General features: G+C 34.2%; 12 protein-coding genes. All 12 read right to left on the reverse strand.

The genetic code is table 11. The features are described from left to right. Nucleotides 1-130: 130 nt before the first annotated feature. The gene (locus tag DHD80_RS04960) at nt 131-2,530 is read right to left on the reverse strand and encodes a polysaccharide biosynthesis tyrosine autokinase (protein ID WP_251740042.1); all 2,400 of its coding nucleotides are present in this window, start codon (nt 2,528-2,530) and stop codon (nt 131-133) included. 1 nt (nt 2,531) lies between these two features. After that, nucleotides 2,532-3,326: a polysaccharide biosynthesis/export family protein gene (locus tag DHD80_RS04965; protein WP_251740043.1), complete on the reverse strand. Its 795-nt coding sequence runs from the start codon at nt 3,324-3,326 to the stop codon at nt 2,532-2,534. A gap of 75 nt (nt 3,327-3,401) precedes the next feature. Continuing rightward, nucleotides 3,402-4,568, reverse strand: coding sequence for an MraY family glycosyltransferase (locus DHD80_RS04970; RefSeq protein ID WP_251740044.1), 1,167 nt, complete (start codon nt 4,566-4,568; stop codon nt 3,402-3,404). A 62-nt stretch (nt 4,569-4,630) separates the two neighbouring features. Next, nucleotides 4,631-5,035, reverse strand: coding sequence for a hypothetical protein (locus DHD80_RS04975; RefSeq protein ID WP_251740045.1), 405 nt, complete (start codon nt 5,033-5,035; stop codon nt 4,631-4,633). A 24-nt stretch (nt 5,036-5,059) separates the two neighbouring features. Further along, on the reverse strand, nt 5,060-5,380 hold the full coding sequence (locus DHD80_RS04980) for a glycosyltransferase (protein ID WP_251740046.1): 321 nt from the start codon (nt 5,378-5,380) through the stop codon (nt 5,060-5,062). Next, nucleotides 5,377-6,276 carry a glycosyltransferase family 2 protein gene (locus tag DHD80_RS04985; RefSeq protein WP_251740047.1) on the reverse strand — a complete coding sequence of 300 codons (900 nt, stop codon included), beginning with the start codon at nt 6,274-6,276 and terminating at the stop codon, nt 5,377-5,379. Before DHD80_RS04985 ends, DHD80_RS04980 begins: the two co-directional genes overlap by 4 nt. Further along, nucleotides 6,269-6,820, reverse strand: a complete 552-nt coding sequence (locus DHD80_RS04990) for a DapH/DapD/GlmU-related protein (protein WP_251740048.1) — start codon at nt 6,818-6,820, stop codon at nt 6,269-6,271. Before DHD80_RS04990 ends, DHD80_RS04985 begins: the two co-directional genes overlap by 8 nt. A gap of 1 nt (nt 6,821) precedes the next feature. Then, nucleotides 6,822-7,964, reverse strand: coding sequence for a glycosyltransferase (locus DHD80_RS04995; RefSeq protein WP_251740049.1), 1,143 nt, complete (start codon nt 7,962-7,964; stop codon nt 6,822-6,824). Beyond that, nucleotides 7,961-9,004, reverse strand: a complete 1,044-nt coding sequence (locus DHD80_RS05000) for a glycosyltransferase family 4 protein (protein ID WP_251740050.1) — start codon at nt 9,002-9,004, stop codon at nt 7,961-7,963. The genes DHD80_RS04995 and DHD80_RS05000 overlap by 4 nt, the downstream gene beginning before the upstream one ends. After that, the gene (locus DHD80_RS05005) at nt 9,001-10,140 is read right to left on the reverse strand and encodes an O-antigen ligase family protein (protein WP_251740051.1); all 1,140 of its coding nucleotides are present in this window, start codon (nt 10,138-10,140) and stop codon (nt 9,001-9,003) included. Before DHD80_RS05005 ends, DHD80_RS05000 begins: the two co-directional genes overlap by 4 nt. Before the next feature lie 52 nt (nt 10,141-10,192). Then, nucleotides 10,193-10,690 carry an acyltransferase gene (locus DHD80_RS05010; protein WP_251740052.1) on the reverse strand — a complete coding sequence of 166 codons (498 nt, stop codon included), beginning with the start codon at nt 10,688-10,690 and terminating at the stop codon, nt 10,193-10,195. A gap of 182 nt (nt 10,691-10,872) precedes the next feature. After that, nucleotides 10,873-12,195, reverse strand: a complete 1,323-nt coding sequence (locus DHD80_RS05015; protein ID WP_251740053.1) for an oligosaccharide flippase family protein — start codon at nt 12,193-12,195, stop codon at nt 10,873-10,875. Nucleotides 12,196-12,254 lie beyond the last annotated feature (59 nt).

A 12,254-nucleotide genomic window follows, 5' to 3' on the forward strand; every position in this document is an offset into this window, starting at 1 on the left:
TCCGTCGAATCTTCGATTTCAGGGTCTCCATATTACATTGATTTACATTGAAATGAGATTCTGAAACAAGTTCAGAATGACATCATTTTTCAGTTTAGGATGCTTTACGGACAAACAATTAATTAGTTTCTTATTTAAAAGCTATTTTATTTTTTAACCTGTCTTTAAAAGATTTTCTCTCTTCGCCGTAAGCATATCCATATTTATTCCCATATCCAAAATTAGCCATTTTAACATCGTTAAGGATAAAGCTAATCTCTTTAAATTTTCCATCCTGTTTGGAATCTACAGGGAATTGCAACAATTTCTTCTGGGTATATCCGGCTCTTACGATGTACAGTGTTAAATCTGCCCATTTATTGATTAAAAAAGTATCGGAAACCAGTAAAGATGGGGCAGTATCCACAATTATATAATCATACATTTCCCTAAGTTCCTTAAATAACTCCCCTGCCCTATTTCTCCTCCATAATTCAGACGGATTCGGAGGTATCGTCCCAGAAGGCAACAATTCCAGGTTGGTATTTCCGGTATTGGATTCCCTGATAAGTTGCCTTAAACTTAAATTTTCATTTACCAAATAGTCACTAATTCCAAAATGGTCGCGAGAATCTTTTTCAAATCTCTGTAATTGAGGATTCCTAAGGTCAGCTCCCACTAGCAGCACTTTTTTATCTGTATTAGCCAAGGTGAGCGCCAAATTATATGATATTAAGGTCTTTCCCTCCCCTTTTATAGTCGAGGTAACAAAAATAGTGTTCCCATTTGTCTCTCCCCTGGAGTTCCCCATTAGATACTGTAGATTGGTATGGAGAATTCGGAAGGATTCGGCTAGTATGCTTCGATCATTTTCCACGATCATTTCATTATCTTTTGTATCTACATGAGGGATTTCTCCAACCACCGGAATATCTTTAGCATATTTTTCCATATCCTCTCTACTGGACACCTTATTATTCAATAGATTTTTAATATAAATGATTAAAAAAGGAATGAGCATTCCCAGAATGAGCGCAGCAAGTAGGATGATTTTCGGTTTTGGGGAAATTGCTTGAACCGAACTATAAGCTCGGTCTACAATTTTTGCTTTAGGCGCGGTAACTGCTAAGCTCAGTGAATTTTCCTCCCTTTTCTGAAGTAAAAATATATAAAGAGACTCTTTAATATTCTGCTGCCGTTCTATCCCCCTAAAAAGCCTTTCTTTCCCCGGAACCGCCGAAATCTTAGAGTTAATGACAGAACCCTGCCTGTCAAGTTCCCTTTGTGAAACCTTTAAATTGGATTGCAGTCTTTGGAAGGAAGCAAGCACGTTTCCCCTAATTTGATCAATCTGATTATTTAACCTGATCACTACAGGATTCTTTTCGGTAGATCCGCTTAAAATCCTATTCCTTTCCAGCACAAGATTATTATATTCTTCAATACTGGAATTCACTGATTGCTCATGAATCCCAAGGTTTTCCGGCAATAACCCGGTACCCGATTCATCCCGCAAATAATTGATCATGGTATTCGCCAGCTCCATCTGAGTCCCAATTTCCTGATCTCGTTTATTGTAATCACTTACATTTTCAATAAACATTTCAGATTCGGCATCAATATCGGTAATGCGGTTCACTTCTTTAAACTCCTCTTTCCCCGTCTCAACGGAATCTAATTCACTATTAATAATCTGAAGCCGCTCGTCAATAAAATCAGCAGTATTTCGCGCCACCAGGTTCTTATCTTCTATAGCTTCCCGATTATATTCAAAAATTAACTGATCCAGGATATCCTGGGCTTTTTGTTTAACCGGGTCGTCCAGTCCCAATTCAATTAAACTGGAATTTTTATCGGTTAAATTTACCTGTAATTTGTTGCGATAATGAGACACCACCGATTCTACAGATAAAAACTTAATAATTAAGGAAACCTCTTCCATCTTCACCAGCTCATCTGCCGGGTTTTCGTTCAGCATAAAATCTACAAAGGGCAACGAAACAGGCTCACCAAATTTACCGTCATATTTTTTTTCAGTTTCAGTATTTATCAATTTAAAACTACTTCCCGAAACAACCAACCTATATTCATTAAGGCTTTCCTCTCCCTGTTTTACAAGCAACTTTTCATTGAATTGCAACAGGTCGATGAGATATGGAGTAGTATTATAAAGCTCCGGACTTTTCATCGCATTTTCATCCAGATATATTATATTTAAATCCAATGCCTTGATCACATTGGTCATCATTCTCTTGGATCTTAAAATTCCGATTTCATTTTCAATGGAATTTGTACCCATTCCACCTAACAGTCCCAAATCTGCAAAGGCAGCCATCTCCGAGGAGGGGGAATTACCTTCCTCATCCTTAATAATAATACTGGAGATCGTATGATAAACTGGAGTAGTAGTCTTTAAATATATAAATGCCACGGCGACACATAAACAAACTGCCAATAAAAACCAGGGCCAGTATTTAATATATTTATCCAGTTCTTCGCGAAGATTAATTTCTTCTTCCTGAATTCGGTTATTCTGAATATTTTGGGACATTCTAATTTGTAATTAATACTGCCAGTGAAATTATGACAGAGGCAATTGAAATATAAACTCCGGCATTACGGTTATAGCTGGCAGATTGCATTTGAGCTCCATTAGGTTCTACATATACTACATCATTCTGCTGTAGATAATAGAAAGGTGAGTTAAGGACTTCCGGATTCGTTAAATCCAGATAGGCATGTGCTTTTTCACCATTTCTTTCTCTCATCACCAACACATTATCCCTGCGGCCATAAATCGTTAAATCCCCGGCAAAACCAAGCGCTTTGGGCAAACTCAACTTTTCATCACCCACATCAAAAGTGCCCGGATTACTTACTTCACCCAGGACACTTACCTGGAAGTTTACAATGCGGGTATTAACAATAGGATCCTGCACATACTCACTAATTTTTTTCTGAAGGGAATCGGAAAGCGCTTCACTGGAGAAACCTGCGACTTTAATTTTTCCCAATATGGGAAAGTGAATGTCGCCCTGGCTGTTTACCCTATAGGTTTGAAGTTGCTGTGTTCCATTTACAGAAAGCCCTCCACTTAACCCATTGCCCTGAGGCATTCCCACCACCGGAAGGTTAAAAGGCATCGCCGCCACCTGCTCTGGTGCCGCCACAGAAATAGTCAATAGATCATTTGGCTGAATAAGTAAATTATTATTTAAATTCTTATTTAGCTGGTTTGTGGCGCTATCCATTCCCTGAAAATATACAATTTCTTTTTTGGAAACGCAGGATTGAGCAGTGAGGATAAAAGCTAAAATAAAGATTTTAAGGAATCCGGGGAATTTCATTTTAAAAAATTTGGGTTTGCGAATATAATAATTGAAGTATTAAGTTTCACATTTTTTTAACTATAAGTGGGATCATCAACTTCGACTATAAGAAATTTTACTTAGAAACCTATACCGGGAATTACCGGATTGTAAAGAGGATGCTCGACGTTTTAAATACTGAAAAATGCAGGCTGATGTTACAAACATGCTTAAAATGATTAGTAACATTACCATACTTTTAAAATATTTGCTGACAGAGATGAAAACCGAAATAACTCCTAAATTCATTGCTCCTAAAATAAAACTGGAGGTTTTATGATTAAGCCCATTGTCTAATAAGACATGGTGCATATGGTTACGATCTGCTTCAAAGGGTGAATTTCTATTCAATATTCTAATGATCATAACCCGGAGCGTATCAAAAATTGGAAGGAATAACACTGCTACCATAAATAAAACGGTGTTTTCTGGAAAAAAGCCCTGATTTACTATTTGTTGATATGGTGCCATAACCAATATTTTCAGGCTTAAAAAAGCAATCATAAATCCTATGATCAATGAACCCCCATCCCCCATAAACATTTTTTTTCTTCCCCTGGAAAAATTAAACCGAAGGAAACCACCCAGAATTCCGACAATACTAAGGCTTATCAATACAAAATATGATAGTCCTGTTGTATAAAATACCAGGGCATAGGTTAAACAAATAACGATTCCTGCAATGGCTGCTAACCCGTCTATCCCATCAATAAGATTATAGGCGTTGATCAAGGCTACCACGATGAGTAATTTTATAAAATAACTAATAAGTAAAGGGATATCGTAAATACCTAAAAACCCGTGTAAGGTGGTGAACTCAAGCTCAGGAGAAAAAATAATAAAAGATGCCGCAAATAGCTGGCTGGCAAATTTTAATCTGGCCGTAGAGATTACGAGATCATCTTTTAATCCAGCCATAAACAGGAAAGTAAGGCCTATAATTAAATGATTCCCGGTATAACCTGTTCTCAATGCCTGTAACAAACTTATAACTAAAATTAAAACTAAAAAAAAGGAGACCCCACCAAATGGAGGGACTTTATTTTTATGGGAACTTCGATGGTTTACTTCCTTCATTAAGGATTTTTCCCGCGTGACCCATAAAACCTTCGGGGTAAAATACCAGGTTAATATAAAGGCCAGTAAAAACACTGCCCCGGCAAAGAAAAAATAATGTTGTCTAAAAAGAGTAATGAGAATTTCCTGATCTAGAATATTCATAATAAATAGTTTATCGGGTTATTGAAATAAACCTGATCTTATAGGGAGATTGGCTGGTAAAATTATTTTATTAAAAATTGGGAAAGCTTATTTATATTTTTTCTATAAAGTATTTTATACGGATTTTTAAACCCATTCGCTTTCAATGCTTTTAAATCTTCTAGTGATTTCTGTTTGATGTTTTTAAGACTACGGTTGCTCGCTCCACCAACGCGCATTTTGGTAATTACTTCCGGCAGATATTTAAATTTTAACGTAGGATCGCTGAAAATACGGAGCATCAAATCATAATCTGCGGCGATGTTATAATTTAGGTTGAAAAGACCGTGTTTCTCATAGACTTCTTTTTTTAGGAACAAGGTAGGATGTGCTGGCATCCAGCCTTTTTTAAGAAGTTCCGGTTTAAAAGCTTCACTCTTCCAGTAACGTATCACCTTTAAAGTATCTTCCTTATCTACATATTGCAAATCTCCATAAACCCCATCTACATTTTATTCCTGAAAGACTCGTGCAATTTTTGAAAGAACCTCCCTGGAAGCCAGAAAATCGTCTGAATGCACAAAGCCAATCACATCACCACATGCCAGATTAATTCCTTTATTTAATGCATCATAAATCCCATTATCTTTTTCTGAAATTATTTTTAAATCACCCGTAAAAATTTTCTTTATTTTAGAAACAGTATTATCCTTAGATGCTCCATCTATAATTACCGATTCTACATTTTTATAAGTTTGGAAATTAATAGATGTGAGGGAAGAAATTATTATTTTCTCACTGTTATAAGTAGCAGTGATAATAGATATTTTCATATTACTATTTGATACTGCTTTTGGATATAATCTTTAATTTTTTCTTTATCATTCCCACAAGCCTTCTTAATTTCGTAAATCTTAGCATCAACTAAGGTGCGGTACCACCAGCCTTGCAAAAAATGCCAGAGAAAACCTTCTTTTCCTTCTGTAAAACCAAGGCGGAAAAAATACCTGTATATAAAATAAATAAATGCCCTAAGGAATAAAGGTTTATGAGCATAATTTTTTTTAAGTTTTCTTTTTTTTGCCGCCTGAGCACTAATCTTACTTATTTCTTTCTTGTGGGTGACAATTCCTAATTCAATGTCCAGCAAATCAATGGCCTCGCGGATGGAGTACCCATTATGTTTTGTGGTCCACCAGTGGAGGGAATTTAGATTATGATCTGCTAAAGAATTGCTAAACTCTATTGTTAACCCTTCTGATAGGGAAATATGTTCATCCATCCATCTGTTTTCCGATTTCCCTTTTCCATTCCTAAATATTCTTAACAATTTAATTTCATCATATCCTTTTTTTAAATGGCGATTCATAAAAATACGCTGTAAAGGCAACATTATACCCGTTACAGATAAATCTATTAAATTTAATTTTTCAATAATTTCATCTTGCAGGGCTGGGGTAAGATATTCATCAGCATCAAGTCTGAGTATCCAATCCTTTTTAATATCGCAATTTTCCAGTGCCCAGTTAAACTGGATTGCATGATTTATCCATTTATTTTGGACAAATCGGGCATTGTTTTTTAATGCAATATCTTTGGTCTTATCCTTGGAAAAGGAGTCTACAATAATAATATCCTCACACACATTTTTCAAAGAATCAATGCACCGCTGCAAATGTATTTCTTCATTAAAGGTCAATATTATAGCAGATAATGAAACTCTATTCATGAATAATTCTATTCTTTATAAATTTTGCTGGATTTCCTCCTACAATTGTCCAAGCTTCTACATTTTTATAAACCGATGCAGTAGCTCCAACTACAGATCCTTGACCAACTGTAACTCCCATTCCAACATACGCTGATGCTCCAATCCAAGCTTGATCCTCAATGGTAATAGGAGCAATAATCAATGGATTATTACTTTTTGTAATATCATGTGAAGCGGTACATAAATAGGCTTTTTGAGAAATAGTAGTATTAGCTCCAATTTTAATTTTAGCTACATTATAACAATCTACTTCAGGAGCTAGACAGGAATATTCATTCATTTCTAAATTCCAGGGCATATAAATTCTTACGTTAGAATAAACCACCGCTTTTGAGTGTATTTTTGCCCCAAATAAACGCAATAAAAATAATTTCCAAAAATTCCCCAAGCTCCTTGGAAATGGCCTTGCCAACAACGTCCAAGTGATAGTCCACGCGAAACGGGCTATCTGATTTTTACGACTTAAGGAATTTTTATAATTAGATAAATCTATTTTTTCCAAGCTATATTAAGTTAACAAAATCTGGTTTTTCCCCTTTTTCTAAAATCCATGTATACAACTCCTCCATTTGCTTTGCCACAGCTTCTATGCTATATTTTTCTTCAATTAGCCTTCGTCCATTTTCTCCCATTCTACTCAAGGTTTCCGGAGGAGTTTGCAGTGCTTCTTCTAAGGCTTCTCGTAAAGGTTCAACTCCAATATCTATCCACCAACCGCTTTGGGTAGTTTCCAGTTCTTCCCAGGGTGCACCTTTTGTAGTAATAATTGGGGTGTTACAGGCTAAAGCTTCGGCTATTACAATCCCAAAGTTTTCACTGTATGTTGGCAAAACAAATAGATCTGCATCCTGATATTCTTTTAATTTATCTTCACCATACATTGGACCTTTTATAAAAATTTGCTCTGAAAGTCCTTTATCAATTAACAGATCTTGAAGTTCTTCGCAATATTTTTCTTCTCCGTTTCCAACGATGTTTATACTCCAATTTTCTTTAACAATTTTAGGAATTTGGGACCAGGCTTCAATTAAATTTTCAATGCCTTTTTTTTGATGTATTCGGGAAAGAAAAAGAATCTTTTTCTCTGTTGTTTTAAATTTTTCGAATTTAGGAAACTCCGTTAAATCTATTCCATTTGGAATAACCGCAATTGGATTTGTATATCCCAGATTGCGTATGTTTTCAGCTTCCAAAGTGGCTGTAGCGTGAATACAAGTTGCATTATTTAAATCCTTGTTCTGAAATAGACTTAATGCAATTTTCTTTTTAAATGTTTTTTGCTCTAAAGACCAAGGTTCTAGCATTCCTCTTGGAGTTATAATATAGGGAATTTTGTTTTTCCTGGCTATTTTAGCCATTTGATGAACCAGTAATTGCCATAAGCCGTGACCATGAAGTAAATCTGGAGTGCTTAATTTTATCTCTTCTCTAACTTGCTGTAGACCTCCCAATCTATTATGCCTGCAAAAATGTATGAAACCTGTTGGTTTTTCAAAATTATTTATAATAGGATTTTGAGATTTCCTACAAAATAATTCGATTTTATGACTTGAATTTTCCAACATTGCAGCAATTAAGTGTGTAACGCTTCTGGCTGGGCCACCAGTAGAATTGTCTATAGAAGAAATGACATGGGCGATGTTCATAAGAAATTATTCGAATTTAAAACGCTTCTTAATTGGGCTGCACCTAATTTTGGGGTAATACTCTCTGCTAGAATTCTGCTATTCTGTGAATAAAGAATTAATTCTGCCGTCGTCATTGCTAAAATACTTTCCAAAGCATTTCCAATACTTTCTACACTAGCTTCAATTTGATAACCATTATAATTATTAATAACAAAATGCGGAGCGGCGCCACAATTTTCCGTAGCAATTATTGGTAAACCTGATGCGGCAGCCTCGTGTATAACTAATGACCATTGTTCATAAATAGAAGGTAGAACAAAGCAGCCGGCTTTTTCAATTTCTTTGATTAATAGTTCTTGCTGCATAAAATCTTTAATTTCTACACCCTCAATATCCTTGAAATTTTCTTTTAAAGGGCCATCACCAATTAAGGTTATTGACCACCCTTTTTTATCTTCTATTTTAAGCCAGGCTTCAATAAGTAAATCAAGACCCTTAACAGGCACAAACCGGCCAATAAATAAAAAATTTTTAGGATAATCTTTTTGCTTGTGCTTTAAGGAGGTTTGTCTGAAGAGTTCCATATCACAACTCAACGAATTGTAAATAATTTGATTTTTAGCAAAACCCAATTTCCTTGCATATTCAAATTGATATATCCCAGCAACCCATAAATATGAATATGCTTTCTTAAGATTCCATGGACTAATAAAAGAATTTACTTTTTGTTTCCAGGTTCCCCTCCATTGTGTATCGGAATAAGATACTACCGGGATATGAAGTTTGTTCCGAATCTTTTTAGAAACCCATACAAAATCTTTAACCGCCCACCCAGCCACTACCATCATAGCAGGGTTAATTTCAACAATTTTATTTAGAAATTGATTACGATTGAATGACCCGAGTTGGTATGTATGTAAATTTTCAATGTCTTTAGGAACGGTATGCTCATCTTTATAATTAAATGCATGAACTTCTGCATTATAATATTTTATAACTGATTTTATTGAAACCAATTGATGGGGCATATAATTTATTACAAGAAAAACGATTTTCATATAGTTGAATATTCTATATTTATCTGGTATTTCTTTGTTTGTTCAATCATTCCCATAATAAACCAGAATATAAAAAAGAGACCCGAGCCAGCAGAAAACACATAACCTTCTGCCATCATATGAACAATACATAAGATCAGCAAAGCCCCAAGAAGCGCTGAAAATTGTTGCATAACTTCTTCTTTATACAAAAATTTTAAATACTTAATAAGAAGGAAAACCAAAGGTATGAAACCCAGTAAACCAACCATTGAAAGAACTACTAACCAAGAGGAACCAGGTTCTATCTTACCTTCTTTTGCATCGTATTTATTGGTAAGTGAAGTGTCAACTGCTGCAAAGCCAATACCATAAATTGGAGATTTTTCGAATTCTAAAAGTCGGGTTGTCCATAGCGCTTCCCTAGTAACTAATATATCTCCCTGATCCTCCGCATAAGTCATTTTTTCTATAATGCGTTCGGTATAAGATTCCCATAAGGGAAAACTTAGAATTCCAATTGCCATTATCAACATAATAATACGAATATACCGCGATAATTTTCCCTGGTTAACTTTGTAATAATAAAACAATCCTCCGGCGACTCCTGCTAAAAGAGCTGCACGCGAACCAGCAGCCACACAAGTAATAAATGATATTGCTGCCAAGATGAGAAAAAAGGAACGCTTTTTCTTATTATTTGAAGTATTTCCCCAACTAATGCATATCAACATAGCTATTGCAGCCATAGGGCCCAACATCATAGAATGATTAAATAATCCCGCAAAACCTCCTCGACCCACCATACTTGGAAACCCTGCCACAATACCTACAAAAGAAATTATGACCATAGTCACAATTAAACTATTAATTATCTTAAAGAGATATAATCTAAATTGTTGTAAAGCTGAATTTCTTATTAAAGGACCAAATAAACCCATAACAATAAGAAAGGCTGCAAATCGTTCATAAGGTTTAAAAAAAGATGGAATTTCATTGAAAATTATACTTATCAAACCTGCTATTGCAAGATAAAGCATTAAAAAATTAAATCGGAAACCCTTTCCCATTATCAGAAGGATAGCAAATACCACAATTAAAATCACATAATATCCATTGCCTAAACTTAGCTCAAAAGATGAAATTTGTGCTACCAAGGTGAGTGCTGTTATAAATGCTAAAAATTTAATTATCTGCTTCAGATATCTATTATTTTAATTTTGAAATTAATTTGGCTGGAACACCTCCAACTATGGTAAAAGGCAAAACATTTTTATTAACTAAACTTCCTCCAGCTGTTATACTTTTAATACCTAATTCAACACCCGGAAGTATTATGCTCCCTACACATACCCAGCAACCATCCTTTATAGTAATATTTTCACTTATTCCTGCACCTGAAATATTGGGAGATTTTATATCAACTACATGGGTTCCTGTTCCTATATAAACTCTGGGAGCAATATCTACATTCTTACCAATTATAATTGAAGATGAACTAATTATACATGTTTGATGGCCAATCCATGTATTATCCCCTATCGATAAATTTCCGTTTCCTATTATACTTACAGAGGAACAAATTCTAACATTCTCACCAATAGTCGCCCCGGCAAAACGAAACAATTTTCTTTTTAAACCAAAAAATCGAGTTTCAGGCAAGAAAAACAGAACAAACTTAATTCCAAATAATTTGTATGAATTCATTTTATTTTAATATTCATTTAAACTGAGTATTATGATGCCATTTCACAGAATGATTTCAAGACTGCGAAACTATTCTTACTTGGAAAACAATTAAAAGCTATTTTGTATTTGTAAATGAATGAGTGATATTTTTACACACATTTTTTATATTCGAAATATATTGAAGTATAGTAATTGATTACTTAAGTTTTTTTTGCATTTAATATTTTATGATAGATGATAGAAATAAGAAAAAGAAAAACAATCTGATTTATCAAACTGCTAAGAACTAAAGCCTTAGCTCCTACTAAAATAGTATTTCTAATTAAAAAAATTGTTATTAATAATATGCTTAAATCTCGAAAAAACCTAAAACCGAACATGAGCCAGTTTTTACTTTTAGAAAGGTACGCTTGTGCATAAACATTCGATAAACTTACAAAGATAACAGTAAAAAGAGATATGGATAAAATATCTTCCAATCCATTTTTAAAACTTGTTCCATAAAATCCCACAATCCAATCTTTCAAGATATATATAATTATAAAAGGAATAAATGTTGCCGAGAAATTAATTAATAGAGTCTGTTTCAATACCCTATCATGTTTTTTAGAATCATTTGAAATTCCTGATAAATGAGTTAAAATTACATTGCGTAAAATTCCAGGAATAAAAAGTAAGATCGCCCCCCACTGCATTGCTGCTGAATATAAACCCACTTCACCGTAATTACTTAATTTTATAAGGATTAAAATCATTAACCATGATGTAAGGGAATATAAAGCTTCCTGCAAAGCAACGGGAAAAGAAAAATTTAAGAGTTCTTTTAAAAAAGATTTATCTTTTGATATTGTCCCATCTTTAGGTATATGTTTTTGTACCTCTCTATAATTGAGATACCAATTAAGTATTTGTGTAAAAAGCAATGCAAGTAATGCTCCATTTAAATTCCAAAAATAAGTTAATAAAACACTGCTGGAAAATGCAAAAAAACCTATGTACATACTAATACGAGCCATTGGTTTAAATGCGCTAAATCCTGCTAAAATACCGATTTGAGCTGTAGTAAGAGAGTTGAAAATCACCCAAACAGCAACAAATCTTAGTGGAGTTGTTAAGTGTGATGCCTCAAGTAAAATTACCGCTACATATTCCGCAAGAAAAAATAAAGCAATAGCCATTGTCCCACTTACAACTAATGAGATTTTCATAGTATAAAATGCAATAGTTTTAAGGAATTCTGGTCTGTCTTTTTTACATTGCGCAATATATTTAGTGGCGGTATAACCTAAACCAAAAGTAGAGAAAATAGCAATATTCATTAGTGTAGAACGTATAGTGCCATACTCCCCATAAACTTCTTTTCCCAGAAATCTCGCGACTACCATTGCACCTACTAATGCCATTCCTTTGGCCAATACATTACCTAATAAAGCCCAAAAAGAATCTTGAAAAAATTGATTAGATTGAGCCTTTAGTATAAATTTTCTAATTAGATACATTATTGCTAAAGGTTTAAAATTCAAAACTAATTTTTTCGATATAATATTTTATAATTCACAATAATAAGCCGGTTACCCCCTTG

This window comes from Gramella sp. AN32, assembly GCF_023718305.1.
Lineage (GTDB): Bacteria > Bacteroidota > Bacteroidia > Flavobacteriales > Flavobacteriaceae > Christiangramia > Christiangramia antarctica.